We start from the raw sequence: 26,229 nt of genomic DNA on the forward strand, positions 1-26,229 counted from the left end.
GGCGCCGCCCGACTCCCCAGGAGTTCCCATGAACGGACACCCCGTCCCCAGCCCGCCCACCCCGTCCGTCCGGCACGGCACCGCGCGCCGGACCCGGCCCGGGCAGTGGGTGCTCCTGGTCCTGGGCGCCCTGCTGACCGCGCTGGGCCTGGCCGCGCTCGTCAGCGGTCTGGTCCTCGCCGGGGCCGCCGCCGCCCAGCAGGACGGCCGGTTCCTCACGACGTCGCCGGAGCGGCACCAGACGATCACCTACGCCCTGGTCGGCCCGCCCACCGTGCTCGACCTCGGCGACGTCCCGGTCTCCCCCGTGCCCTTCCTCGACCGGCTCGGCCGGGTGCAGGTGCGCGTCACGGCGGCGGACCCGCAGCAGGAGATCTTCGTGGGCGTGGCCGAGACCGGCGACGTCGGGCGGTACCTCGACGGCGTCCCCCACGCGGAGCTGGGCGACGCCACGGAGTCCGGGGACGACACCGCCGCCCGGGTGCCCGGTGAACGGGTTCCCGACCGGCCCGGGAACCAGACCTTCTGGGCCGACTCGGACCAGGGCACCGGCCCCCGGGAGCTGACCCTGGACCTGCGCTCGGGCAGCTGGACGCTCGTGGTGATGAACGCGGACGGCACCCGGCCGGTCTGGGCGGACCTGCAGCTCGGGGCGCGCTCCGAGCTCCTGGGTCCCCTGGCCGGCGGCCAGCTGATCGGGGGGCTCGCCGGGCTGGTCGTGGGCGTCCCGCTGCTGCTGCTCGGGGCCGCGGGACTGGGCCGGGACATCGACCCGCGCACACCGCCGCGCGGCACGGGCCCCGGAGCGGCACTCGCCGGCGCCCCGGACCGGGAGGGGACCCCCCGGCCGGTCTCCCCCGTGCGCCTGACGGGTTTCCTCGACGCCGGGCTGTCCCGGTGGCTGTGGCTGGTCAAGTGGCTGCTGGTGGTCCCGCACGTGATCGTGCTCGCGGTGCTCTGGTTCGCCCTCGCGGTCACCACCGTGGCCGCCGGGATCGCCGTGCTGTTCACGGGCCGGTACCCGCCCTCGTGGTTCTCCTTCTGCGTGGGCGTCCTGCGGTGGAGCTGGCGGGTGGGGTTCTACTCGTACTCCGCGCTGGGCACCGACCGCTATCCGCCCTTCACCCTGGCACGCGCGGACTACCCGGCAGAACTCGAGGTCGCCTTCCCGCAGCGGCTCTCGCGGGGACTCGTGCTGGTCAAGTGGTGGCTGCTGGCGATCCCGCACCTGCTGATCCTCGGCGTGCTCACCGGGGGCGGGAGCTCGTGGAGCAGCACCCGCAGCGGCGACGACGGCACGACGACCACCAGCTGGGGACCCTCCCTGCTCGGGCTGCTCGTGCTCGTGGCCGCCGTGGTCCTGCTCTTCACGGGTCGCTACCGTCCCGAGCTGTTCGCGCTGGTCGTGGGCATCAACCGCTGGGTCAACCGGGTCCTGGCCTACGTCCTGCTGCTGCGGGACGAGTACCCGCCGTTCCGTCTCGACCAGGGTCCCGTGGAGCCCCCGCCCCGCCCGGCGGCGACGGCGCCCTGGTCCGCTGCCGCGGACGACCGGGTGCGGGACGGGCAGCAGGACCGGCCGCCCGGCCCGTCGCGGGACCAGCGGCAGGACGGGCCGCAGGACCCGACGGGCGACGGCCCGGACGACCGGGGCCCGGCCCGCTGAACCGGCGCCTGCGGGCCGCCCCGGACGGCAGGAGTCTCCCGGCAGGGGCGGCCCGGAAGCCCGGTCCTCTCCGGGACGCCCTGGCCGGTCCCGGAGAGGACCGTCCAGGGAGCGGGGGCTCAGCGAAAGCGCACGTCCTCGATCCGGGCCCGGAAGAACTCCCCCGCGGCCTGACCGCCGGTCCCCCACGCCCAGCCGGCCCGCAGGACCGTGGGCAGGAGCACGCCCTCGACCTCGACCTCCTCGGAGAGCGCGACCCCGAAGGGGTGCCGGCCGTACCCGGTGCCGTCGGGGTCCCCCCACCGCTGCATGCTCAGCTCCCGCAGCCGGCCCTCCGGGTCGACCCGGAGCAGGGCGTCCTCGCGCACCCCGTCGAGGTCCCAGGACATCACGGCGGTGTCCGGGTCCGGCCCCGCCGACCACGCGGCGCGCAGGCAGGCCGGTGGCACCGTGATGCTCTCCCCGGCGAGCCGGCCGGCGGCACTGCGGGTGAGGTCCGCGCCGCCGGCCGACATCACGGGCACGATTCCCAGCAGCCGCCACCGCAGCTCTCCCCCGTCCGGTCCGTACCGGTCGTAGCCGGAGACCGGCAGGCCGAGCAGCCGCGTCCGCGCCGCCCAGACGAAGCCGGTCCCGGGGACGATGAGCTGCCGGGCGGAGAAGGGTCGCCAGGAGCCGCCGAGCCGGATCTCACCGCGCATCGACAGCTCCGCCGCGGACCAGGCCGGGGTGCCGGGCGGAACGGCCCGCGCGAGCCAGCGGCGCGCGGGCTCGGGCAGGCCGGCGGACCCCGCCGCGTCCACGGCCGGCGGCGGGCCCGGGCGGAACGGTGCCGCGCGCTCCAGCTCCGCCCAGCGCCGGCGGGCGCCCCGCGGCAGCCGGCGGGTCACGGCCGGTCCCGGAGCATCACGACCGCCGCCGGCAGGTACCACAGGACGGGCGCCAGGCGCAGGGCCGTGGTGAGCTCGCCGAGCGGGGAGAGAGGCCCCGCGGTGGGCACGAGCGAGAAGACGGACAACAGGGCCGCGGCGGCCGCCCCGGCGGCGATCCCGCCGAGCCACCGCGGGTACGCGCCGCGGGCGAGGGAGAGCACGGCGACGGCGGCGAACGACACGGCGAGGGGCAGGTTGGCCAGGGCGAGGAGGACCACGCACAGGTCCGTCACCGCGCCCGCCGTCGGCGGGTCCGTCCACGCCGCCGAGGGCATGGTCAGCACGAGCTGCACGCCCTGGCCTGCGATGTTCAGGCCCACGGCCGTCAGTCCGGCCCCGAAGGCCACGGCGGACACCGTGCCGGGCGGACCCTCGGCGCGCAGCAGCCGGGCCCGCACCCAGCCGAGGAAGCAGACCAGCGCCGCCTGGCCGAGGACGAAGAACAGGCTCTGCGCCAGCAGCGGGCCCCGGTTGTCCACCAGGAACGGCCCGAGAGCGGGATCGGCCGCAGCGGGCCACGGGCCGGAGAGCGCGGTCTCCATCAGTCCCCCGGCGAGGCCCAGGAGCACGGAGAGCAGCCCGGCGGCCGCTCCGGCGACCGGCCACAGGACGGGAGCGGAGGGAGACGAGGTCCGGGACCGGGTCATGCCCCCAGGCTAGACCCGCGGCACCGCACCGGTCCCCCGGGCGGCCCGCCCCGGGTCCGCCGCGGTCACACTCGGACACGGGACCCGCCGGAGGAGCAGGATGGCCCCATGCGCGTGCACCCGATCCCGGCACCGTCACCGTGGCCCGCGGCGGCCCCGCGAGCCCTCGGGGCAGTGCTGGCGCTGCTCCTCGTGCTGCTGCTCGTGCACCCGGCGGCACCCTCCGCCTCCGCTCTGGAGCACGGGGCCGCGGAGGACGGGAGCGTGCGGGAACCGACCGCCGAGGACGTCGACACCTGGCTCGACGGGCTGGTCCCCGCGTTCCTCGACGCCGAGGGCCTCCCGGGGGCGAGCGTGGCGGTCGTCTCCGGCGGCGAGATCGTCACGGTGCGCGGATTCGGCGCGGCGGACCGTGCCCGGCTCGTGCCGGGCGCCACCCCGGTGGACCCCGACCACCACCTGTTCCGGATCGGGTCGTTGACCAAGCTCTTCACCGCCACGGCCGTGCTCCAGCAGGTGGAGCACGGCGCCCTCGACCTGGACGCCGACGTCCGTGAGCACCTCGACTTCCCGCTCGAGCTCCCCCTCGGCGCGGTGACGCTGCGGCACCTGCTGAGCCACACCGCCGGCTTCGAGGAGCGCGTGGACCACCTCATCACGCCGGACGCCGGGAAGGTCCGCGACCTGCGCACCGAGCTGGCCGAGGACCCGCCGCGGCAGATCTTCGCGCCGGGCAGCACCCCGGCGTACTCCAACTACGGCCTGGCCCTGGCCGGCTACGTCGTCCAGCAGGTCACCGGCGTCCCGTTCGAGGAGTACGTGCGCGCGGAGGTGCTCGAGCCGCTGGGCATGACCTCCAGCACCGCGGAGCAGCCGCTGCCCCCGGCCCTGGCCGCCCGGATGGCCGGCGGCTTCCCGGGGCCCGGGGCCGGCCCTGCGCCCTTCGAGCACATCTCCGTCCCGCCCGCCGGATCCGTGAGCACCACGGCCCGGGACATGGCCGCGTTCCTGAACCTGCACCTGGGCCACGGCCCCGCCGAGGTGCTGGGCCCCGGGACACTGGCGGCCATGCACGCCCCCGCGCTGCCGCCCGCGTCCCTGGGCGGGCTGGCCGCCGCCGAGCAGATGACGCTGGGCTTCCGCGGCCACGAGATGCACGGGACGCGGGTGCTCTCCCACGGCGGCGACACGAGCCTGTTCCACAGCGAGCTGGTGCTGTTCCCGGAGACGGACACGGGCCTGTTCGTGTCCGTGAACGGCAACGGGGTCCGCGCCCCCAGCGCCACGGTGCTGCGGCAGCAGCTGGTCGAGCAGTTCGCCCGCCGCTACGTCGCCGCGCCCGGCCGGAACGATCCGGCGCCCCCGCCCGGCACCGCGGAGCGGGCCGCCGCGGCGGCCGGGCACTACCGCAGCACCCGGCGGGCGGAGTCGAGCGCCGCGGCCCTGCTCGGGGCGCTCGCGATCACCACCGTGGGCGCCGGTCCGGACGGGACGCTCCGCGTGGGCTCCCCCGGCGCCCCCGTCCGCACGATGCACGAGGTGGAGCCGTGGCTGTGGCGGGAGCCCGGGGGCACGGCCACGCTCGCGGCGCGGACCGACGAGGACGGCGTCCGGGACGTCACGCTGGTCGCCTACCGCGCCGAGACCAGGGTGAGTGCCTGGCACGGTCTGTTCGTGCCCCACATCCTGCTGCTCGCGGCGCTCCTCGTCCTCCTCGGGACGCTGGTCGCGTGGCCGGTGAACCGCCTGCGGAGGCGACGCCGGTGGGACGTGCCGGGGGACGGGGTCCGGCCCCGGCGCGTGCGGCGGCTCGCCTGCGCGGCCCCGGTGGCCGTGCTGGCCGGACTGGTGCTGGTCGCGGCGAGCGTGCAGCCGGACCTCTCCCTCGTGCGGCCCCTCACCCGGCTCGGCCAGGCGGTCCTGCTCCTGGGCGTGCTCGGGGTGGTGCCCGCGGCGTGGCACCTGGCCGGCACGGTCCGCCGCCGCGCCGGGGCATCCGCCGTGGCAGGGGCGGCCCTGCTGACCCTGGCCCTGGCGTGGGTGGCCGCCTACACGGTGGCCTACCGCATCCTGTGGCCCGACATCAGCATCTGACGCCCGCGCGCACCGGCGGGGCGTTGACTGCCGGCGGCGCCCGCACCAGCATGGGTGCCACGGGCCGCCCCCGGAGCGGCCGCCGGGACCACCGGATCCCCGAGCCCAGGAGGACGACCATGACCCGCACCGGCACCGGGCGGAGCACCCGCTGGAAGGACCTCACACCGGGACAGCAGACCGCCCTGCTGACACTGGCCTCCGTCCAGGTCTCGCTGGCGGCCACGGCCTGGGCGGACCTCGCGCTGCGGCCCGCGGAGGAGGTCAACGGCAGCAAGGGGAAGTGGGCGGCGATCATCGCGATCAACTTCGTGGGCCCGGTCCTGTACTTCCGGCGCGGCATCCGCCGCTGACGGCCCCGGCCCCGGCTCCGGCTCCGGCTCCGGGATCACGATTCGGCACGGCCCGGGAAACTCTGTGCCATGGCATACGCGCGGATCTAGACTGGTCCCACCAGCAGGTCCGTCCGTTCGGCGGGGTGCGGCCACCGGTGGATCCGGGGCCCCGGCCGAGCCCGCGGACGGCGGCCGGTCGGCGGGGGCCGACCGGCTCGACCCGCCGTCCGGCGCTGCGGACCTCGCTCTCGGCTTCCCGGAACCCGGAGGTTCCACCATGAAACGCTCACCGATGACCCGTCTGCTCACCGGAGTCTCCGCAGCGGCGCTGGCCGGCACGGGCATCGCCGTCGCCGGACCGGCCCACGCCGTGTCGACCCAGGGCTTCCTGTCCTACTCGGACGGCTGGCGTGTGGGCCAGCACGTCCGCGAGCTCGCCGACGTCGACGGGGACGGCCGCGCGGACGTCGTGGCCTTCGGCGACCCGGGCGTCTTCGTCGCCCGCGGCCAGGCCAACGGCACCTTCGCCGCGCCGGTGCTGACGGTCCGCGACTTCGGCACGGCCCAGGGCTGGTCCAACGCGCGGCACGTGCGCACGCTGGCGGACGTCGACGGGGACCGCCGCGACGACATCGTGGGCTTCGGCAACGCCGGGGTCTACGTGGCCTACTCCCAGGGCGACGGCGGCTTCACCGCACCGCAGCTCAAGATCCGCGACTTCGGCTGGAACCAGGGCTGGCGGGTCGACCAGCACCCGCGCGAGCTCGCGGACCTCAACGGCAACGGCACCGCCGACGTCGTGGGCTTCGGCTACTCGGGGGTGACCGTCTCGCACGGCCGGGCGGACCGCACCTTCTCCGGCACGGGCAAGCGGATCGACAGCTACGGCTGGGACCGGGGCTGGCGGGTCGACCGGCACCCGCGGACGCTCGCCGACATGGACGGCAACGGGACGGCCGACATCGTCGGCTTCGGGGACGCCGGGACCTACGTGTCCTACTTCTCGGCCCTCGGCGACACCTTCACCCAGCCCGCTCTGGAGATCCGCGACTTCGGCTACGCCCAGGGCTGGCGGGTCGACCAGCACCCCCGCGCGGTGGGCAACGTCAACGGCCACGGCCCCGCGGACGTCGTCGGCTTCGGCGGCCGCGGTGTCCTGGCCGCCTACTCCCGGCCCTTCGCCCCGGGCGAGCCGAAGTACCTCCCGGTCACGCTCGAGATCGCCGACTTCGGCACCGCGCAGGGCTGGCGCACCGACCGGCACCCCCGGGACCTCGCCGACCTCAACGGCGACGGGATCCTGGACGTGGCCGGCTTCGGCAACGCCGGGGTCCACGCGGCCTACGGGGACGACGACTTCTTCGTCGGCCCGGAGCTGACGTCCACGGCGTTCGGGTGGTCGGCCGGCTGGGACCCGGCACGGTACCCGCGCCTGCTCGGGGACGTGGACGGCGACGGCCGTGACGACGTCGTCGGCTTCGGCTACTCGGCCACCCAGGTGGGGCTGTCCTGAGGGACGGCGAGGAGCCTCCCTGCCGCCCCCCGGTCCGGGCCGCTAGGGTGGGACCTCCGGGGCCGAGGACTCTCGGTCCGGTGCACGTCCTGCCCGACCACCGAGGAGCACGATGATGACCCACCGCACCCTGACCCTCGCCGCCGCCGGCCTGACCGGGGCGCTGCTGCTGACCGGTTGCCAGGACGAGACCCGGCTGACCCAGCTGGACCAGTCCGAGGTCTCCACCGAGGAGCTGGTCGGCAAGGAGATCACCCTGACCAACGAGGTCGAGGAGATCTACGGCGAGGAGTTCCTGACCATGGGCGCCGAGCAGACCGTGGTCTTCGTGACGGAGATGCCCGAGGACCTGCGGCCCGGTGACGAGGTCGAGGCCACCGGCACCGTGGCGGCCGGCGACCTGTTCAGCGAGCCGGGCGACCGGGACCGGCTGATGCGGCTCACCGACGAGGAGACCGCCAACCACCTCGTCAACCGGGACGTCGAGCCCTACCTCACCGAGGCCACCGTCACCGTGGTCGAGTAGGCGCCCGACCGCGGGACGAGGACCTCCGCGGCGCGGGCCGCCGGGTCAGGAGGGACGGCTGGTCGCGTCCCGGACCTCTCCGACGAGCTCCTCGAGGACGTCCTCGAGCGCGACCACGGAGGCCTCCCCGGCGGCCCTCACCCGTCCGCCCACGAGCGCCAGGTGGGCGTTGCGCTGCTGCATGGCGCGCACGACCTGCTGCAGCTTGGCGTCGGCGGGCACCGCCCCGAGCCGGCGGACGGCTTCCGGGGGGACGGGGTCGTGGCGGCGCTCGGCCGGGGTCCCGAGCAGGTCCTTGGTGTGGACGTAGCCCACCAGCGTCCCGTCGTCCTCCCGCACGGGGAACCGGGAGAACCCCGTGCGCGCGCACTCCTCCTCCAGCTCCGCGACGGTCGCGGAGCGGGCCACGGTGTGCAGCTGCCCGGCGGGGATGGCCACGTCCTGCGCGGTGAGGTGCTCGAAGTTCAGCGCCCCGGTGAGCAGGGTGATCTCGTCCTCGTCGAGCAGGCCCTCGCGCCCCGACTCGGCGACGAAGCCGGCGACCTCGTCCGAGGTGAAGGAGGAGGCGACCTCGTCCCGCGGCTCGGCCTTCAGCACGTGGCGGACCACGAGGTTCGCGGACTGGTTCATCAGCCAGATGAAGGGGCGGAAGACCAGCACGAAGACCCGCAGGACCGGGCCCAGGAGCAGGGCCGAGGCGGCCGGGCGGGCGATCGCCATGTTCTTGGGGACCATCTCGCCGATCACCATGTGGAAGAACGTGACGACCAGCAGGGCGATGACCAGGGCCACGGGGTGCACGAGCCCGGCGGGCACCCCGGCCTCGGCCATGGGGCCCTCGATCAGGTGGGCGATCGCGGGTTCCCCCACGGCACCGATCAGCAGGGAGCAGGCGGTGATGCCCAGCTGGGTGGCGGCCAGTGACGTGGAGACGTCCTCGATGCCCTTGAGAGCGATCCTGGCGGCGCCGGACCCGGCGGCGGCCCTCGGCTCGATCTGGTCGCGGCGGGCCGAGACCATCGCGAACTCCGCGGCCACGAAGAACGCGTTGCCGCCCAGCAGCAGGATCAGGACGAGGATGGCGAGGCCTTCGCTCATCGGGACCGCCTCCTCTCGGTGCCGACGGCCGTGGAGCCGGACGGGTCACCGGCCCTCCCGGCGGGGCCATCGGCCGCCGTGCCGTCCGCGGGATCGACGGCCGTTCCGGCGACCGGCTCCCCGGGGGCCGGGGCGGGTGCCGCACCGCCCGCGTCGGCACGGCGGCCGTCGCCGCGGCGGACGACGATCCGGTCCACGCGGTGCCCGTCGAGCCGGACGACGGTGAGGGTGACGTCGGTGGTGGTGGGCAGGTTGTCGTCGTCGCGGTGGACGTGGTCGCCGGCCTCGAGCGTGACCGTGTCTCCCGCCAGGGGCAGCCGGTCGAGCTTCTCGGCCAGCAGCCCGCCGAGGGTGTCGGACTCGTCCCCCTCGGGCAGCTCCAGGCCCATGACCTCGCCGAGCTCGTCGGGGCGCAGCAGCCCGGACACGGAGATCGCCCCGTCGCGGGTGCGGCGGTAGCGGGCGACGGTCTCGTCCTGCTCGTCGTCGATCTCCCCGACGATCTCCTCGATCAGGTCCTCCAGCGTCACGATCCCGGCGGTGCCCCCGTACTCGTCGACGACCACGGCCAGCTGCAGACCGGGCTTGCGCAGCTCGCGCAGCAGCGGGTCCAGCGTCATGGACGCGGAGACGGTGGCCGTCGGGACGGCGATCTCGCGCACGGTGCGCCGTCCGCGCTCCTCGAAGGGCACGGCGAGGGCGTGCTTGAAGTGCACCACGCCCACGATGTCGTCGACGGAGTCGCCCTCCACCGGGAAGCGGGAGTGGCCCGTGGCGGCGGAGATCTCGACGAGCTCCTGGACGGTGTGGTCGTCCAGGAAGGTGACCTGCGGGCGCGGGCGCATCACGTCGGCGGCCGTGCGGTCGCCGAACTCGATGGAGCGGGCCACCAGCTCGGCGGTGCCGGCGTCGAGGGTGCCCTCGGCCCCGGAGCGGGAGACGACGGCCATGAGCTCCCCGGCGGTGCGTGCGCTGGCGACCTCCTCCGTGGGGGTGAAGCCGAGCAGCTTCAGCACCGCGTTGGCCGAGGAGTTGAGGACCGTCACCAGCCAGCCCAGCAGCAGCATGAAGACCCGCTGCGGGTGGACCACGAGCCGGGACACGCGCATCGGCTCGGCGATCGCCCAGTTCTTCGGCACGAGCTCCCCGAAGACCATCTGGGTGAAGGTGGCGAGCACGAACGCGGCCGTGGTGGCGATGCCGGTGGCGGCCCCCGGGGACATCCCGGTCAGGCCCAGGCCCTGCGCCAGGATCACCCCGAGCGAGGGTCCGGCGAGGAACCCCACGACCAGGCTGGTCAGGGTGATGCCCAGCTGAGCGCCCGAGAGGTTGGTGGCGGTCCTCGTCAGGGCCCGTTCGACGGCGGCGGCACGACGGTCGCCGGCCTCCTCGGCGGCGCGGACCTCGTTGCGGTTGACGGTCAGGAACGCGAACTCCACGGCCACGAACAGGGCGTTGCCGGCGACCAGGAGGACGGCCACGGCGAGCAGGATCCAGGCTTCTAGCACGCGGCGCTCCTCCCGGTCGGGAGGGAGGGCTCGGGGGAGCCCGTACTTCGGGGCTCCGTGTCGTCCGGGCCGGCGGCGGCGCGGTGCGCGCCGCCGGGGGCCCGGGAGTCGAGGGAAGGCATGGTGCCACCGTAGCGGAGCCGGATGGGAGCGCGGTGGACGCGGCCTCAGGTGAGGAACGCGCGCAGGGACCGCTCCGCGGCCCGGTAGGTGGGGGCGTCGAGGGTCTCCCCGGACAGGAACCGGTCGACCACCCGCGGGTCCGTGTAGGAGCTGCGGGCGATGGCCGGGGTGTTGCCCAGGTGCTCGGCGACCTCCCGCATGGCCGCGGACACGGCCTTCTTCCGGGCGCTCTCGCTGGGCCGGGTGCCGGCCCGGGCGGCGAGCGCCATCGCGGCGGTCACCGTGCCCTGCCACGTGCGGAAGTCCTTGGCGGTGAAGTCGGGTCCGCACCGGTCCCGCACGAAGTCGTTGAGCCGGGCGCTGGTGATGCCGGCCCACTGCCCGTCCTCGTCGCGGTACGCGAGCGCGGTCTCGTCCGGGCCGCGCTCCAGCATGGGCGCCAGCGCGGCGGCGAGGTCGGCGTCCCGCAGGCTCAGTGTCCAGCGGTGCCCGCTCTTGCCGGGGAAGTCGAGGTGCACGTCCGGGCCGTCCACCCGCACGTGCCGGACCAGCAGGGTGGTCACGCCGTAGGAGCCGTTGGACTGGGCGTACTCCTCGTTGCCGACGCGCAGGGCCGCCTCGTCCATGAGCCGGAAGGCCGCGGCGCAGGCCTTCTCGACCGTGGCGCCCTCCGAGCGCAGCAGCCGGGTGACGGCCGGGCGGGCCTGCGGCAGCGTGTCGCCGAAGTCGAGGACGCGGTCGAACTTCTCGCGGTCCTTCAGCTCGCGCCACCGCGGGTGGTACAGGTACTGGCGCCGCCCGGCGTCGTCGATGCCCGTGGCCTGGATGTGGCCGTTGGGCAGCGGGCTGATCCACACGTCCTTCCACGCCGGGGGGATCGCCAGTCCCCGGATCCGCTCGAGCTCCGCCCGGTCCTGCACCTTCGTGCCGTCGGCGTGCCGGTAGGAGAAGCCCCTGCCGTGGCCGCGGCGGGTGATCCCGGGCCGGTGGCAGTTGCTGCGCCGCAGCCGGGGCGTGCGGGTCCTCGCGGGGGTCTTCGGCGTGGCGGCCATCGTGTCCTTCCGGATCGGCACCGGGTCCTCCCCGGGAACACCAAGTCTACTGACCGTCGGGGTGCGCGCACCGGGCCCGCGGCGGTCCGGTCAGGGCTCCGAGCGGGTGTACGCGGCGGCGCGCACGGCGTCGTCGTCCTCGAGCCCGGCGCCGAGGGCCCCGCCCACGGTGGCCAGCGTGGCGGTCAGCCATGCGAGCTTGACGTACTCCACCGCCCCCACCGGGGCGCCGATCACGGCCGCGAAGACGTCGCCGTCCACGAGCAGGAGCGCCCCCAGCCAGGACAGGACGAGCACCGCGAGGTAGAAGACGGACACGCCGATGGCCACGGTCGCGGCCGTGGCCAGGTTGAACAGCGCCACCTGCTCGCGCTCCGCCCGCCGCCGCGGGCGCTCCCACAGCCGGGCGCCCACGACGAGCGCGCCGGTCACCGCGGCGATCGACAGCAGGCCCAGCAGCCCCAGCCGCCAGGGGCCGTAGGCGGCGGCGAGCAGCCACAGGTCGGAGGCGACGAGGGTGAGCACACCGGTCGCCGCGGCCAGGGCGAGCAGCCGGGACAGCCGCACCACCAGGGTCCACGGCCGGTTCGCGCGGATCATCCCGAGCAGCAGGCGCACGTTGCCGCTCAGCACGCGGGCGGTGAACTGCACGGCGTTGTCCTCGGGCCGGTCCTCGACGTCCTCCGAGCGCTGCCGCGCCCGCCGGACGAGCTCCTCCTGGGCGTCGGCGTCGTCCGCGTCCTCCGTGTCGTGGCCCAGCAGGTGGCCGACCACCCGCACGGTGGTCCGCCGGACCTGCCGCCCCACGTGCAGGGCCCCGAGGGCCGGGACCGCCACGAGGCCCACGCCGTGCACCGGGCTCAGCTGCGTGAGCACCGGGCTGCGGCCGTCCTTGAGCGGGACGTCCGTGAGGACGACGACGAGGTCCCAGTCCTCGTCGAGCATCCTGTCCCGGGCGGCCTCGAGCAGGTCGAGGCCGTCGGCGGGCGGGACGACCAGCCGGTCGGTCACCGCGGCCACCCGCCAGCGCACGCCGGGATAGCGCTCGTGCAGGGGCCCGGTCAGGGAGTCCGCGAGGTCCGGGGGCAGGGCGCCCGCGATCCGGGGCGAGAGGACGAGGCCGACCAGCAGCTCGGGCACGGGCTCGTGGTCGGCGGCGGTGGCGGTACGGTCGTCGGGCACCGCTCAATCCTGGGGCAGGCCGCCCGGAAACTCCACCCGGGGCCGCCCGGCCGTCCGCAGGGTCCCGCGGGCACGTTCCGCAGGCCGGGCCGAGCCCTGGGGTCGGGCCCGGGCGGATCAGAGGCGGTCGAGGAAGTCCCCGATGTTCTCCCACGTCCAGCTCTCGCAGCGGGCCGGGCCCATCTCCACGGGCTTCCTCCGGTGCTCGGCCTCCACCCACAGGCCCAGCAGCGGCTTGCCCTCGGCCACGGCGCAGCTGAGCTGCCACCGCGCCGCGGAGGAGACGGCGGTGCCGCCGCCGATCAGCGCGATCACCCCGTCGCTGCCGCGGATCCGCTCCCGCACGTCGCGCCGCCACCGCTGCGCGTCCGCCCCGTCCTCGGGCGGGTCCAGGAACCGGGCCTGGTCCCCGCTGCGGGCCCACTGGGCGGTGAACACGTCCCGGTACAGCTCGTCCTGCTCGGCGCAGGCGAGGAACACGGTCTTCGGCGCCATTGCCGTCAACTCCCCGAAATAGAAGGTCCATGCAGAACCGCACTGTATGCCCCGGGGCCGTCCGGGGGACAGACACCGGGACACACGCCTTAACGAAGGGGCCGGGGCCGGAGCGCCGCGGGGGGACCGAGCAGCGGACTGCGGGGCGGCGGGCCCGCGGCCCTGCCGTCGACAGCCGGGCGGTGCGCCGAGGAGCTGCCGCTCCGGTGCCCGGCCGGGGCGAGGTCCTCAGCGCGCGGTGAACCAGCGCGTCGGCGGGGCGGGGGCCGGTCCGGTTCCGGGGTGTCCCCGCAGCGAGGTGGCGCACGCCACCCCGGCGGCCGCCCCCTTGCCGATGGCGATCGGCACCAGCTGCAGGCCGGCGGTGATGTCGCCCGCGGCGTAGACCCCGTCGACGCTGCTGAGCTGGAACCCGTCGACGGCGATGCGCCCCTCGTGGTCGAGCTCGCAGCCCAGCTGCCGCGCGAGGTCGTTGCCGGGGTGGTGCGCGTAGGAGAAGAAGACCCTGTCCCCCTCCACGAGCTCCCCGCCGGTCAGCTGGACGCCGGCCAGGGCGCCGGGCGCCCCGATCAGCGCCTCGGCGACCCCGTCCACGACCTCGGCCCCGTGGTCGGCCAGGACCGCGCGCTGCTCCTCGTCGAACGCCGGTCCGGTGGTTCCGGTGACGATCCGCACGCTGTCGGCCCAGTCGAGCAGCTCCGCGGCGAAGGCCGGCACGTGCCGGCCGGAGCCCAGGACGATCACCACCCGGCCGCGGGCGGAGAACCCGTCGCAGGCGGGGCAGTGGTGCACGTCGACGCCGTAGTGGTCGGCGATGCCGGCGAGCTCCGGCACCTGGTCGCGGACCCCGGTGGCCAGCACGACCCGTTCCGCGGCGATCTCCGCGCCGTCGACGTCGGCGCGGAACAGGCCGTCCTCGTCCCGGCGCAGGCCGGCGACCGTGCCGTGGTGGAGCGTCACCTGCGGGTACTGCGCCAGCCCGGCACGTGCCTCGGCCAGCAGCTCGGCCGGGGCGATCGGGTCCCTGCTCAGCAGGCCGTGGGCTGCCTCGGCGGGCAGGTTGCGCTGCTGCCCCGCGTCCACGACCAGGGTGGAGCGCTGGTAGCGGCCCAGCCAGGTGGCCGCGGACAGCCCCGCGGGGCCGCCGCCGACCACGAGCACGTCGACGGAGGACGGGAGGTCGGACGCCATGGGTTCTCTCCTCGGACTCGGGGGAACGCTGCACCGGTCACCCGGACCACTCTACGCACCGGGCCGGTCCCGATCCGTCCCGCGCCGACCACCACACCGACCGGATTAGCACATGCCCGTGTTGCGTATTGGCCGGATCGCACCCTAGGGTGATGCCTGTCGTGCTGGTGAGGCAACCCTTGCCTTACCGCGTTCCGCACCGACGGCCACGGTCGTCGACGTCCGAAAGGGTGGCCGTGGCCTCTCTGCTTCCCCGCGCTCCGCGCCCGCTGTTCCCCGCTCCGACCGCCGCCGGCCGTCGCGTCCTCGCCCCGGCCGCCCTGCTGGCCGCAGGGGCCCTGGTCCTCACCGGGTGCTCCACCGGCCCCGCGGGCGGGGAGTCCGCGGGTGGTTCCGCGTCCGCGGAGGGAGCCACCGGCGAGTTCCCGCGCACGGTGACGCACGAGTTCGGCGAGACCACCATCGAGGAGGCCCCCGAGCGCGTGGCCACGGTGTCCTGGGTCAACCACGACGTCGCGACCGCCCTCGGCGTGGTGCCCGTGGGCGTGCCCACCACGGACTTCGGCGCCAACGAGAACGGCTCCACCGACTGGTTCGACGCCGCACTGGAGGAGTCCGGCGCCGAGGCCCCGGAGACCTACGCCGAGACGGACGGGATCAACTACGAGGCCATCGCCGCACTGCAGCCGGACATCATCCTGGGGGCCTACTCGGGGCTGACCCAGGAGGAGTACGACAAGCTCTCGGAGATCGCCCCCGTGGTGGCCTACCCCGAGGACGCGGTGGCCTACGGGACGTCGTGGCAGGACTCCACCGAGCTCATCGGCGAGGCCCTGGGCCGCGAGGAGCGCGCCGCGGAGGTCGTGGCGGACGTCGAGCAGCAGATCGAGGAGACCGCGGCGCAGTACCCCGAGCTGGAGGGCACCTCCTTCGTCTACGGCACCATCGACCCGGCGGCCGCCGACCCGATCTTCGCCTACACCGCGGTGGACAACCGCCCCAGGTTCCTGCAGTCCCTCGGCATGGTCCAGTCCGAGGCCGTGCAGCAGGCCGCCGAGGGCAAGGAGGACGAGTTCTTCGTCACCTGGTCCCCCGAGAAGGCCGACGAGCTGACCTCCGACGTCTTCGTGAGCTGGGCCGAGGACGAGGGCGTCCGCGAGGCCATCCAGGACGATCCGCTGCTCAGCAGGATCCCGGCGGTGGCCGACGGCGGACTGGTGCTCCAGACGGACCCGCAGGAGGTGCTCTCGGTCTCCGCCGCGTCCCCCCTGAGCATCCCGTGGGCGCTCGAGAACGTGGTCCCGGACATCGCCGAGGCCGCCGCGTCCGCCGGCGACGAGTGAGACCCCGGTCCCGGTGAGCACCACCAGCACGGCCTCCCCCGCCCCGCCGGTCCCGCGGGTCCCCGGCGCCGCCCGACGGCGCCGGGGTCTCGCCCTGGCCGCGGCCGTGCTGCTGCTGGCGGCCGCCGCCGCGGCCTCCCTGTTCTGGGGGGCCCGCTCGGTGGACCCGGCCACGGTGGTCGCGGTGCTGACCGGCCTGCCGGCCGCCCTGCTCGAGGGCGGCTGGTCCCAGGTCTCCGCCGGGCTGGGCATCGACGCCGCGGTGGTGCAGAGCAGGATCCCCCGGACCCTGACGGCGGTGCTGGTGGGCGCGGCCCTGGCCGTGGCGGGCACCGGGATGCAGGGGGTCAGCCGCAACCCGCTGGGCGACCCCGGTCTGCTCGGCCTGACCGCGGGGGCCGCGTGCGCCGTGGTCCTGGGGATCGGCTGGCTCGGTCCCGTGGCCACGTGGCAGCTCACCGCGCTGGCCCTCACGGGCTCGGCCGTGGCCGCCGTCCTCGTCTTCGGCTCGTCCCGGCTCGGCGGCGGCGCCCCGACCCCGGCGGGTCTGGTGCTGTCCGGGGCGGCCGTCAACGCCGGGTTCACCGCGCTGACCACGTCCGTGGTGCTCGTGCTGCCCGCGGTGCTGGACCGCTTCCGGTTCTGGAGCATCGGCTCGGTGGCCCGCGCCGAGTCCACCGACCTCGCCGCGGTGGCGCCCCTGGTCCTGCTCGGCGTGCTGCTCGTGCTCGGCGGCTCCTCCGGGCTCAACGCCATGGCCCTCGGCGACGAGCTCGCCCACGGGCTGGGCGTGGACCTCGGCCTGCAGCGGGTCCTCGTCTTCGTGGGCGTGGTCCTGCTCTCCGGCTCCGCCACGGCCCTCGCGGGTCCCATCGCCTTCGTGGGACTGCTCGTGCCCCACGCCGTGCGCCGCCTCCTCGGCGGCGACTACCGCTGGATCGTCCTGTTCAGCGCCGTGCTCGGCCCCGTGCTGCTCCTGGCCGCCGACGTCCTGGGCCGGGTGCTGACCCCGCCGCAGGAGATCCACGTGGGCGTGACCACGGTGGTGCTGGGCGTGCCCGTGCTGCTGGCGCTGCTGCGCCGGGGACGGAGCGTGACGCTGTGACCGGGACCGTGCTCGCCCCCGCCGCCGCCGGGGAGCCCGGCACGGCCGGGCTGGTGCGGGCGGTGCGCCGCGACCGGTCCCGGCGCACCCGCCGCGCGGTCGCGCTGCTCGCCCTCGCCCTGCTCGCGGTCCTGGCCGTGCGGGTACTGCTCGGGCGCTACACCGTGACGGTCCCGGACTTCCTCGCGATCCTCGCCGGGGAGCAGATCCCCGGGGCGAGCTTCATCGTGCTGCAGGAGAAGCTGCCGCGCGCCGTGCTGGGCGCCCTCGCCGGGACCGCCCTGGGCTGCTCCGGGGCCCTGTTCCGCCGGGTGCTGCGCAATCCCCTGGCCAGCCCCGACATCCTGGGCATCACCTACGGCGCCGCGGCGGGAGCCGTGGCCGGCACCGCGGTGTGGGGCCTGCGCGGCACCGCCGTGTCCTGGACCGCCCTGGCCGGGGCGCTGCTCGCCGCGGCCCTCATCGCCACCGCGTCGGTGCGGCTGCGCACCGGCGGGATCGTGGGCGAGCGGTTCCTGCTCGCCGGCATCGGCGTGGCCGCCCTCGCCCAGGCCGTCACCGCGGCCCTGCTGGCACGGCTGTCCTTGAACTCCGCCCAGGACGCCGCGCTCTGGACCGCGGGCTCGCTCAGCGCCGCCACGTGGGAGCGGATCACGGTCCTCGCGGCGTGCCTGGTCCTGGCGGTGCCCGCGGCCGTGGCGGTGCACCGCGCGCTCGAACCGGCCGAGCTCGGCCCGGAGCTGGCGGCCGGGCTCGGGGCGCGCCCCGCGCGCAGCCGGGCGCTCGCCCTGGGGCTCGGAGTGCTGCTGGCGGCCGTGGCCACGGCCGCGACCGGCCCCCTCGCCTTCGTGGCGCTGATGTCCACCCCGGTGGCGACCGCCCTGACCCGCGGGCGGACCTCCATCGTGGCGTGCGCCCTCGTGGGCGCCGTGGTGGTGGTGCTCGCCGACTCCGTGGGCGCGGACCTGCTGGCGCAGGTGCAGCTGCCCGCCGGGGTGGTCACCGGCGCCGTGGGCGCCCCCGTGATGCTGTGGCTGCTCGTGCGGCAGCGGAGAGGAGCCCTCGCATGACCCCCGAGCCGCACCCCGTACTGCGACCCGTCGCGGACCCCTCCGCAGAGGTCCCCGCGTTCCGGATGCGGGGCCTGTCCCTCGGCTACGGCGAGCGCGCCGTGGTGCGGGAGGTGGACCTCGACATCCCCCACGGGGCCACCACCGTGCTCATCGGCGCCAACGGGTGCGGGAAGACCACCCTGCTCAAGGGCCTGTCCCGGCAGTTGCGCCCGGTGGCCGGCACGCTCGAGGCCGACGGCCGCGGCGTGCGCGAGTGGCACGCCCGCCAGTACGCCCGCTCCGTGAGCCTGCTGCCGCAGTCGCCGGTGGTCCCGGAGGGGCTGACGGTCGCGGAGCTCGTGGAGCGCGGCCGGCACCCGCACCGCCGGTGGTGGGGTGCGCCCTCCCCCGACGACGACGCGGCCGTGGCCCGGGCGATGGAGCTCACCGAGCTCACGGCCCTGGCCGGGCGGCCCGTGGAGGAGCTCTCCGGCGGCCAGCGCCAGCGGGTCTGGATCGCCCTGACCCTGGCCCAGCGGGCCCGGACGATGCTGCTCGACGAACCCACCTCCTACCTCGACCTGGCCCACCAGGTGGACCTGCTGGACATGCTCCGGGGGCTGGAGCACCCGGAGGGGCCGGGGGCCGGCCGCGCCACCGTCGTCGCCGTCCTGCACGAGCTGAACCTGGCCGCGCGGGTGGCCGACCGGCTCGTGGCGATGGCCGCCGGGCGCATCGTGGCCGTGGGCACGCCCGCCGAGGTGCTCACCCCCGGGCTGCTGGCCGAGGTCTTCGGGCTCCGGGCGGACGTCGCCCGGGACCCCGTGGGCGGGCGGCCCGTCGTCCTGCCCCGCGGACGGGCCCGCGAGGGCTCCCACCCCACCGCCCCGGACGCACCCGTGACCCTGGGCCCCGCGCCCCGGGCGGCCTCCGCCGCCGAGATCGGAAGGACCCTGCCATGACCGTCGCCCCCGCCCCCGAGGCCGCCGCCCAGGACGCCCCCGTGCTGTGCGTCGAGGCCGCCGTGACCTCCGTGACCCAGTTGTGCCCGTCCTTCCGCCGGATCACCCTGGCGGGCCCGGAGCTCGCCGGGCTGTCCCCGGCCCTCGTCGGGGCCGGGGACCGGACCCGGTGCCGGGACGCCTACATCAAGCTGCTGGTCCCGCCCCCGGGGCGCGAGCCCGAGCGCGCGGACCTGTCCGTGGGACTGCGCGAGGGCTGGTTCGCCCGGCCCCCCGAGGAGCGCGGCTGGATGCGCACCTACACCGTGCGCGGCGTCCGGCGCACCACGTTCTGCGGGATGGTCGTCCCCGAGCTCGTGATCGACGTCGTGGTCCACGGCGGGCACGCCCAGGACGGGCCGGGCAGCCGGTGGGCGGCCGCGGTGTCCCCCGGCGAGCGCGTGTACCTGCTCGGTCCCGGCCCGCGGGAGCGGCCCTGGGCGGCGTGGGACCACGGCGGCGCCCGGCGCGTGCTCGCCGTCGGGGACGAGACCGCCGCCCCGGCCCTGATGTCCGTCGCGGAGGAGTTCACGGACGCCCACCGCGGCCCGGTCACCGGCGGAGCCCGTCCCCGGCTCGACGTGGTGCTCGAGGTCCCGCACCCGGAGGACGTCGCCGCCCACCGCCTGCCCGCCGATCTCCCGGACGTGCGGCTGCACGTGCTGCCCCGTGCCGGGGGCGCGGAGCCGGCCGGGCACGGGCACCGGGCCGCGGTCCGTCTCGCGCACCTCCTGGAGCTGCCGGGCGGGGCCGTGGACGACGTCCTGGCCGGCCGCCGCCCGCAGCGCGGCCGCGGGGCCCCCGCCCTGTCGGTGGCCGAGGACGCCGCCGAGCCCCGGGCGTGGTCGGTCGCGACCCCCGCCCGCGCCGACGTCCCCTACGTGTTCCTCGCCGGGGAGTCCGGAACCGTCAAGGCGCTGCGCCGGCTGTGCGTCGACGCGGCGGGCATCCCCAAGGACCACGTGTCCTTCATGGGCTACTGGCGGCAGGGCCAGGCGGAGTCCTGAGCGCTGCGCGCCGGCTCCTCCCCGGGGTCGCCGGCGCCCCGGTCCGTCCGGCGCCCCGATGCGGCCCGGGGACCGGTCAGCCCCCGTCCGGCCGCGGGGTGACCCGCAGGACGGCGTCGTCCTGCCCGTTGGAGGTCGTCACCCACAGGGCGCCCTCGTCGTCGAGGGTCAGCGAGCGCAGCCGGCCGTAGTCGTTCTCCAGCTCGGCCATGCGGCTCAGACCGGTGACCGCCGTGTCCTCGACCCGGTAGACGCCCACCCCGGTGTTCTTCAGCTCGGCCACGGCCAGGGCTCCCTCCCACGCGCCCCACTGCGCCCCCTCGAGGAACACGGCGCCGCTGAGGGCCACGGTCGGGCGCCCGGAGGACCACGCGGCCGGGACCGCGTCCGGGTACTTCTCGAGGTCGGTCATGGGCACCGACTCGTCGTAGCCGGGCGCCGGGTCCCACCCGTAGTTGCCGCCGGGCTCGAGGACGTTGATCTCGTCGTCGGTGCCGGGGCCGTGCTCCGCCGACCACACGGTGCCCGTCCCGGGCTGCACCGCCAGTCCCTGGACGTTGCGGTGGCCCAGGGTGTGGACGGAGGCCGCGGGCCCGTCCCGGTCGGCGAACGGATTGTCCTCCGGGACGGTGCCGTCGGGACGGAGCCGCAGCGTCTTGCCCCCGAGCGAGTCCGGGTCCTGCGGGTTCCGGCCCTGCGCCGCGTCCCCGGTGCCGACGAGGAGGGTGCCGTCCGGGGCGAAGCGCAGCCGGCAGCCGCTGTGCCGCCCGGAGCTGATGGGCAGGCCGTCCACCACGGTCCCGGTGCGCTCGGCCGCCGCGGCGTCCTCGTCGAGCCGCCAGCGGGTGACCCGCACGTCCTGCGGCCGGCCGTCGCCGGTGCGCGTGGCGTGGCACAGGAAGATCTCCCGGGTCCGGTCGAAGTCCGGCGAGACCTCCAGGCCCATCAGCCCGGCCTCGCTGCCCACGAACAGGTCGTCCAGCTCCGCCGCGACCTCCCGCGTCCCCCGCTCGTCGTGGGCGAGCAGCCGCCCGCCCCGCTCGGTGACCAGCACGGTGCCCTCGGGGGTGCGGGCCACGTCCCACGCCAGCTCGAGACCGTCCACCACCACCTCGACGTCGAGGGCGGGGGCGTCCGGCGGGGCGCCCAGGCGCTCGCCGGTCGCCATGGTCCCGCCGCCGTCCGGGGCGCAGCCGCTCAGCAGCAGCGCCAGCACGGACAGTGTGCGCACGATCCCCCCGCGGACGTCCATGCAGGCAATCTACTCCGATTCCCGGCCGGGCGGACCCCGGGAGCGGACGCCCCGCCCCGGTCGTGCGCGCCGCCCCGGCGGCCCCGGCCGGGGTGACGCCCGGCGACGTCCCGGACGGGTCCGGGAAAATCAAGTGCTGATCCGTGACCCGCGTCTCAGTAGGATGGGGCGGAGCCGCCGGATCTTCCTGATTTCCCTGGTGGCCGGGCCGGTGCGGGGGCGATCCCGTGCCGGCCCTCCTTCTGTCTCCTCCACCTGCGGGGTCCGGCTCAGCAGATCCGCTCCTCGGCGGGCAGCACGCCCTCGAGGAGGTAGGTCGTGATCGTCTCGTCGATGCACTTGTTGCCGGACAGGTAGGACCCGTGCCCCTCGCCCACCCGGGTCAGCAGGAGCCCGCCCTCGAGCTGCGCGGCGAGGGCCTGCGACCAGGCGTACGGGGTCGCCGGGTCCCCCGTGCCGCCGACGACCAGGATGGGCCCGGCTCCGGCGGCGTCGATGGGCGCGGGCTCCCGGACCGGCTCGTGCGGCCAGGCCCCGCAGGTGGCCTCCCCGTGGCTGAACCAGTCGCCCAGGGTCGGGGACGCCTCCTGCAGCTGCTCGTCCAGGGCCGCCATCGCGGCGGGCTCGGCGTCCTCCGGGTGATCGAGACAGTCGATCGCGTTGTTCGCCTCGTAGGCGTTGCTGTAGGTGCCGTCCGGTCCCCGCCCGTAGGCGATGTCCGCGAGGCGCATCAGGCCGGTCCCGTCCCCGTGCTCCGTGGCCAGGGCGAGGGACTGGGTGAGGAACCACCAGATGCGCGGGTCGTAGAGCGGCTTGATGAGCCCGCTGACCGCGTCGTCCACCGTGAGCGGCCGTCCGTCGGCGGTCGGCAGGGGCTGTGTCTCGATCTGCCGGAGCAGGGCCTCGATCTCGGCCAGGCCCTCGTCGGCGGTGCCCTCGAACGGGCACCCGTCCAGGGGCAGGCAGGACTCCACGTACACGCGCAGGGACCGCTCGAAGCCTGCGGCCTGGTCCAGGGTCAGCCCGGCGCCGTCCAGGGACGGGTCCATGGCCGCGTCCAGCACGAACCGGCCCGTGCGCTCCGGGAACAGGTCCGCGTACGTCGCCCCGAGCAGGGTGCCGTAGGAGTAGCCGAGGTAGTCGAGCTCGCTCTCGCCCAGCGCCGCCCGCACGATGTCCAGGTCCCGGGCGGCGCTGACCGTGTCCACCTCGCCGAGCAGGGGGCCGGTGCCGGCGGCGCACGCCGTGGCGAACCGTTCCGCCTCCGCAAGGACCTCGGCCAGTCCCTCCGGGGTGTCGGGGTCGTCGTAGTCGGCGCGCATCGCGTCCATCGTGGCGTCGTCGACGCACTCCACCGCGGTGGAGCTGCCCACGCCGCGCGGGTCGAAGCCCACGATGTCGTAGCCGGCGCGCACGCGAGGGTCCAGACCGGCCGACCACGGCTCGATCGACGCCGTCCCGGACCCGCCTGGGCCGCCGAAGTTCACCAGCAGGGAGCCCTGCTCGGCGGCGCCGTCGGTGCTCGGGACCCGGGTGACGGCGAGTTCGATCTCCCCGGCGGCCGGGTTCTCGTAGTCCCGCGGCACCCGCACCAGGGCGCACTCCGCCGCGGCGCCGCACGCCGTCCACACGAGCTGCTGGGCGTAGAAGTCCTCGAGCCCCGGCGGGACCTGGGCGGGAAGGACCGCGGCCTGCTGCGGGACGACGGCCCGGGCGGCCTCGGCCGCTCCCGCCGCCGGGGCCGCCGCGAGCAGCACGGCCAGGGCCAGGGCGGAGCCGGCCCGGCGCAGCCGCCGCGACCTCCCGCCACCGGCACCGGTGGTGGCACCGGCATCGGCACCGGAGTGGTCGTCGGGACCGGCCGTGTGCTCGGGAGGACGCATGGCTCACCACTGCTTTCGGTCGAACCGGCCGGCGGCCGGTGCGCGAGCACGAGCGCGGATGCGCACGGCAGGACCCCGGCGCCGGCCCCACGGACCTCCGGGGCCCGGGCGCCCCCGCGCCCCGCGGCCCCGGTCTCCGCACCCCACCGCCGTGCCACCAGGGGCTTCAGGGTAGGAACGCGCCGATCGGGCGGTCAAGGATGTGTCGCGGCGCGAAGGCGTCAGGAGCGGTCCCGGACCGCGGGGCGCAGGGCCACGGCGGACAGCAGCCCGCCCGCCGCCAGCAGTCCCGCGCACACCCCCATGACCACGGGGAACCCCTCCCGCACCCGGGCGGGGTCGGTGAGGCCGGTCTCCCCCAGCCCGCCGACCAGCGGGATCGCGGCGACCGCGAGCAGGCCCGCCGTGCGCGCCACGGCGTTGTTGACCCCGCTGGCCAGCCCGGCCTGCTCCGTGGGCAGGGCGCCGAGGACCGTGGCCGTGAGGGGCGTGACCAGCAGCGTCAGCCCGGCGCCGAACACCGCCGCCGGGACCAGCACCTCCAGGAGGTAGTGGGACCCGGGGCCCGCCCGCCCCAGCAGGAGCACCCCGAGCGCGGCCACCAGCGGCCCGGCCGTCATGGGCACGCGCGGACCCACCCGGTGCACCAGGGCACCGGCCGACGGGGAGAGCAGCAGCATCAGGGCGGTGACGGGCAGCAGGGACAGCCCGGCCGCCACGGGCGAGAACCCGGCGCCCACCTGGAGGGCGACGACGAGGACGAAGAAGACCGCCCCCAGGCCGGCGTAGACCACGAAGGTGATGACGTTCGCCACGACGAACAGCCGCCGGCCGAGCAGGGCGGGCGGCAGCAGCGGCGAGACCGCGTGCCGCTCCCGGAGCAGGAACGCCGCCAGCAGGCCGGCCCCGGCCGCGAGCGCCCCGCCCGTGCGCGGCACCGAGGGGTCGTCCCCGGCGGCGGTCGTCAGCCCGAGCGTCAGCGCCCCGAGCCCGGACACCAGCAGCGCGGCGCCGGGCACGTCGAGCTGGGGGCAGGCCGCCGGGTCCCTCGACTCGGGGACGTGCCGGCGGGCGATCAGCACCACGGCGAGCGCGATCGGGAGGTTGACGAGGAACACCCACCGCCAGGAGGTGGTCTGGACCAGCCAGCCGCCCGCGAACGGGCCCACGGCCGCGGCCACCCCCGTGAGCCCCGACCAGGCGCCGATCGCGCGGGCGCGGTGCTCCGGTGCGAAGGAGGACTGCAGGATCGCCAGGGCGGTCGGCACCAGGAGGGCGCCGCCGATCCCCTGCAGGGCGCGCGCGGCGACGAGGACGGTGACGTCCGGGGCCAGCCCGCACAGGGCGGAGGCCCCCGCGAAGCAGGCGACGCCGAGCAGGAAGATCCGGCGCCGGCCGTACCGGTCCCCCAGCGAGCCGCCGAGCAGCACGAGGGCGGCCAGGCTCAGCGTGTACCCGTTGACCACCCAGGTGAGGCCGGCGCTGCCCGCCCCGAGGTCGGCGCCGACGGCCGGCAGGGCGATGCTCACCACCGTGGTGTCGATGAAGGTCAGGGCCGAGCCGAGCACGGTGGCGGCCAGCACCCACCGGGCCCGCCGCTGCCCCCAGGACAGCAGCCCGGACGGTGGGTCGGCGGCGGAGGATCGCACCACGGGCAACCCGTTCGTCGTCGTTCCCGGCTCCGGCGCGGGGCCCCTGCCCGGGGCTGCGCGCCGCCACCGGCTCGTCTGCGTCCAGTGTCCCACCGGGAGCGCCGGTCCGGTCCCGGCGTCCTGGACGCCCGGGCCGGTCCGGCCGCACACTGGGTGCAGGAGGCACCCATGACCCAGCCCGCGTTCCCCGAGATGGCCTACGAGTCCTGGCGGGACACCCTGGAGACCGTGCACCGGTTCGCCCAGGTGGTCGGCAAGGTGCGGCTGGCGTCCGCGCCGCGCCGGAACCACTGGTGGAACGTCCCGTTCCACCTCACCGGCCGGGGCATCACCACCCGCCCGATGGGACGGGACCCGGTCTTCACGATCGACTTCGACTTCCTCGACCACCGGCTCGACGTGAGCACCACCGCCGGCGTCCGGACCTCCTTCGCCCTGCCGGGGCTGTCGGTCGCCGAGTTCCACGCCCGGGTGCTGCACGCCCTGGCGGCGGTCGGCGCGGAGGTGACCATCGCCCGCCCCCACCCCTTCGACCTCCCCGACTCCGCACGCCCGTTCAGCGCCGACGCCGAGCACGCCGCCTACGACTGTGCCGCCGTCACCCGCTACTGGCAGGTCCTGAGCCGGGTGAACCTGCTGCTGGAGGAGTTCGCCGCGGGCTGGTCCGGCAAGACCAGCCCCGTGCACCACTTCTGGCACACCTTCGACATCGCCGTGACCCGCTTCGCCGACCGTTCCGTGGACCCGGCGCCCGGCACGGACCCGGTGACCCGGGAGGCCTACTCCCGGGAGGTCATCAGCTCCGGGTTCTGGTTCGGGGACCCCGCCTTCCCGGAGCCGGCCTTCTACTCCTACACCGCCCCGGAGCCGGACGGGCTGGCCGGCGAACCCCTGCGCCCGGACGCCGCGGTCTGGAGCGAGCGCGGCACGGGCCACCTCGCGGTCCTGCGCTACGACGCCGTGCGGTCCCTGCCCGATCCGCACGGGGCCGTCCTGGAGTTCTGGGACAGCGCCTACCGGGCCGGGGCACGGCGCAGCGCCTGGGACTTCACGCGCTACGACTGCCCGGAGGGCGTCACCGATCCCCTCCGCTGAGCCGGGCGGGGCCGCTCTGCCGGGCCTGCCGCTCGGGGTCGAAGAACTTCCCGAGCACCACGGTGTCCTGCACGGCGTAGCCCATCCGCTCGTAGAACTCCCGGGTGCCCGTGTTCGTGGTGCGGACCATCAGCTGCATCTTCGGGATGCCGCGCCCGGCCACCCAGTGCTCGGCGGCGGCCATCAGCTCGCGGCCCAGCCCCTGTCCCCGGCGGGACGGGTGCACGGCCACGTAGTACACCCAACCCCGGTGGCCGTCGTGGCCGACCATGGCGGTGCCCGTGAGGCGGCCGTCCTCGACGGCGGCCAGGACGGTGGAGGACGGGCTGCCGAGCGCCCGGTCCAGGTCCGCGCGGGGATCGTTCCAGGGGCGGGTCAGACCGGCGTCCTGCCACAGGGACACGGCCTCCTCGCGCAGGTGCTCCGGCAGTCGTTCGACGATCACGCGGCCTCCTTCGGTGCGCCCATGCTCTCACG

The 26,229-nt window shown here is 76.0% G+C and carries 23 protein-coding genes; 11 read left to right on the top strand and 12 right to left on the bottom strand.

What is annotated here, in order from left to right; all coding sequences use genetic code 11:
* The first annotated feature begins 28 nt into the window (after positions 1–28).
* A complete protein-coding gene (locus QYM41_RS11700) occupies positions 29–1,666 on the top strand; it encodes a DUF4389 domain-containing protein (RefSeq protein ID WP_368799921.1) in 1,638 nt (545 codons plus the stop codon).
* 119 nt (positions 1,667–1,785) lie between these two features.
* Here QYM41_RS11700 and QYM41_RS11705 read toward each other — a convergent pair whose 3' ends face one another.
* Both QYM41_RS11705 and QYM41_RS11710 read right to left on the bottom strand, forming a co-directional pair.
* Positions 1,786–2,556 carry a DUF6544 family protein gene (locus tag QYM41_RS11705; RefSeq protein ID WP_368799922.1) on the bottom strand — a complete coding sequence of 257 codons (771 nt, stop codon included), beginning with the start codon at positions 2,554–2,556 and terminating at the stop codon, positions 1,786–1,788.
* Entirely contained in the window at positions 2,553–3,245 is a 693-nt protein-coding gene (locus tag QYM41_RS11710; RefSeq protein WP_368799923.1) for a hypothetical protein, read from the bottom strand. Before QYM41_RS11710 ends, QYM41_RS11705 begins: the two co-directional genes overlap by 4 nt.
* A 108-nt stretch (positions 3,246–3,353) precedes the next feature.
* Between QYM41_RS11710 and QYM41_RS11715 the strand changes: the two genes are divergently transcribed.
* From QYM41_RS11715 to QYM41_RS11730, 4 genes are all read left to right on the top strand, one after another.
* Complete coding sequence (locus QYM41_RS11715; protein ID WP_368799924.1) at positions 3,354–5,339, top strand: serine hydrolase domain-containing protein; 1,986 nt, start codon at positions 3,354–3,356, stop codon at positions 5,337–5,339.
* Positions 5,340–5,458: 119 nt separating this feature from the next.
* Positions 5,459–5,692 carry a hypothetical protein gene (locus tag QYM41_RS11720; RefSeq protein ID WP_368799926.1) on the top strand — a complete coding sequence of 78 codons (234 nt, stop codon included), beginning with the start codon at positions 5,459–5,461 and terminating at the stop codon, positions 5,690–5,692.
* A gap of 259 nt (positions 5,693–5,951) precedes the next feature.
* On the top strand, positions 5,952–7,187 hold the full coding sequence (locus tag QYM41_RS11725; protein ID WP_368799928.1) for an FG-GAP repeat domain-containing protein: 1,236 nt from the start codon (positions 5,952–5,954) through the stop codon (positions 7,185–7,187).
* Positions 7,188–7,302: 115 nt separating this feature from the next.
* Positions 7,303–7,713, top strand: a complete 411-nt coding sequence (locus QYM41_RS11730) for a hypothetical protein (protein ID WP_368799929.1) — start codon at positions 7,303–7,305, stop codon at positions 7,711–7,713.
* 45 nt (positions 7,714–7,758) lie between these two features.
* On the opposite strand, the gene QYM41_RS11735 is transcribed toward QYM41_RS11730, so the two are convergent.
* From QYM41_RS11735 to QYM41_RS11760, 6 genes are all read right to left on the bottom strand, one after another.
* Positions 7,759–8,811 (bottom strand): hemolysin family protein, encoded by a 1,053-nt coding sequence (locus QYM41_RS11735; protein ID WP_368799931.1) that lies wholly within the window; start codon positions 8,809–8,811, stop codon positions 7,759–7,761.
* Positions 8,808–10,319 (bottom strand): hemolysin family protein, encoded by a 1,512-nt coding sequence (locus QYM41_RS11740; protein WP_368799933.1) that lies wholly within the window; start codon positions 10,317–10,319, stop codon positions 8,808–8,810. The genes QYM41_RS11735 and QYM41_RS11740 overlap by 4 nt, the downstream gene beginning before the upstream one ends.
* Positions 10,320–10,486: 167 nt before the next feature.
* Positions 10,487–11,494: a DNA topoisomerase IB gene (locus QYM41_RS11745; protein ID WP_368799935.1), complete on the bottom strand. Its 1,008-nt coding sequence runs from the start codon at positions 11,492–11,494 to the stop codon at positions 10,487–10,489.
* 90 nt (positions 11,495–11,584) lie between these two features.
* A complete protein-coding gene (locus QYM41_RS11750; protein WP_368799936.1) occupies positions 11,585–12,676 on the bottom strand; it encodes a hypothetical protein in 1,092 nt (363 codons plus the stop codon).
* Between the two features lie 117 nt (positions 12,677–12,793).
* Positions 12,794–13,171, bottom strand: coding sequence for a TIR domain-containing protein (locus QYM41_RS11755; RefSeq protein ID WP_368799937.1), 378 nt, complete (start codon positions 13,169–13,171; stop codon positions 12,794–12,796).
* 228 nt (positions 13,172–13,399) lie between these two features.
* Complete coding sequence (locus QYM41_RS11760; protein WP_368799939.1) at positions 13,400–14,362, bottom strand: NAD(P)/FAD-dependent oxidoreductase; 963 nt, start codon at positions 14,360–14,362, stop codon at positions 13,400–13,402.
* Positions 14,363–14,598: 236 nt separating this feature from the next.
* Here QYM41_RS11760 and QYM41_RS11765 point away from each other — a divergent pair, with 236 nt between their 5' ends.
* From QYM41_RS11765 to QYM41_RS11785, 5 genes are read left to right on the top strand one after another with little or no spacing between them, the layout of a single operon-like run.
* Positions 14,599–15,705: an iron-siderophore ABC transporter substrate-binding protein gene (locus tag QYM41_RS11765; RefSeq protein ID WP_438612593.1), complete on the top strand. Its 1,107-nt coding sequence runs from the start codon at positions 14,599–14,601 to the stop codon at positions 15,703–15,705.
* A gap of 13 nt (positions 15,706–15,718) precedes the next feature.
* Positions 15,719–16,810 (top strand): FecCD family ABC transporter permease, encoded by a 1,092-nt coding sequence (locus QYM41_RS11770; RefSeq protein ID WP_368799943.1) that lies wholly within the window; start codon positions 15,719–15,721, stop codon positions 16,808–16,810.
* The gene (locus QYM41_RS11775) at positions 16,807–17,880 is read left to right on the top strand and encodes a FecCD family ABC transporter permease (RefSeq protein WP_368799944.1); all 1,074 of its coding nucleotides are present in this window, start codon (positions 16,807–16,809) and stop codon (positions 17,878–17,880) included. The genes QYM41_RS11770 and QYM41_RS11775 overlap by 4 nt, the downstream gene beginning before the upstream one ends.
* On the top strand, positions 17,877–18,824 hold the full coding sequence (locus QYM41_RS11780; RefSeq protein WP_368799945.1) for an ABC transporter ATP-binding protein: 948 nt from the start codon (positions 17,877–17,879) through the stop codon (positions 18,822–18,824). Before QYM41_RS11775 ends, QYM41_RS11780 begins: the two co-directional genes overlap by 4 nt.
* Positions 18,821–19,870, top strand: a complete 1,050-nt coding sequence (locus tag QYM41_RS11785) for a siderophore-interacting protein (RefSeq protein WP_368799947.1) — start codon at positions 18,821–18,823, stop codon at positions 19,868–19,870. The genes QYM41_RS11780 and QYM41_RS11785 overlap by 4 nt, the downstream gene beginning before the upstream one ends.
* A 76-nt stretch (positions 19,871–19,946) precedes the next feature.
* On the opposite strand, the gene QYM41_RS11790 is transcribed toward QYM41_RS11785, so the two are convergent.
* The 3 genes from QYM41_RS11790 to QYM41_RS11800 all read right to left on the bottom strand — a co-directional run bounded on the left by QYM41_RS11790 (position 19,947) and on the right by QYM41_RS11800 (position 24,657).
* Positions 19,947–21,122, bottom strand: coding sequence for a PQQ-dependent sugar dehydrogenase (locus tag QYM41_RS11790; RefSeq protein ID WP_368799948.1), 1,176 nt, complete (start codon positions 21,120–21,122; stop codon positions 19,947–19,949).
* Positions 21,123–21,391: 269 nt separating this feature from the next.
* The gene (locus QYM41_RS11795; protein WP_368799950.1) at positions 21,392–23,005 is read right to left on the bottom strand and encodes an alpha/beta hydrolase; all 1,614 of its coding nucleotides are present in this window, start codon (positions 23,003–23,005) and stop codon (positions 21,392–21,394) included.
* A 221-nt stretch (positions 23,006–23,226) separates the two neighbouring features.
* Positions 23,227–24,657 carry an MFS transporter gene (locus QYM41_RS11800; RefSeq protein ID WP_368799953.1) on the bottom strand — a complete coding sequence of 477 codons (1,431 nt, stop codon included), beginning with the start codon at positions 24,655–24,657 and terminating at the stop codon, positions 23,227–23,229.
* A gap of 168 nt (positions 24,658–24,825) precedes the next feature.
* Here QYM41_RS11800 and QYM41_RS11805 point away from each other — a divergent pair, with 168 nt between their 5' ends.
* Positions 24,826–25,752, top strand: a complete 927-nt coding sequence (locus QYM41_RS11805; RefSeq protein ID WP_368799954.1) for a DUF5996 family protein — start codon at positions 24,826–24,828, stop codon at positions 25,750–25,752.
* Here the strand turns inward: QYM41_RS11805 and QYM41_RS11810 are convergent.
* Positions 25,733–26,197 carry a GNAT family acetyltransferase gene (locus tag QYM41_RS11810; protein ID WP_368799955.1) on the bottom strand — a complete coding sequence of 155 codons (465 nt, stop codon included), beginning with the start codon at positions 26,195–26,197 and terminating at the stop codon, positions 25,733–25,735. The genes QYM41_RS11805 and QYM41_RS11810 overlap by 20 nt on opposite strands.
* Between the last annotated feature and the right edge of the window lie 32 nt (positions 26,198–26,229).

Origin of the sequence: Kocuria oxytropis (genome assembly GCF_040981195.1) — a bacterium.
GTDB lineage: Bacteria > Actinomycetota > Actinomycetes > Actinomycetales > Micrococcaceae > Kocuria > Kocuria oxytropis.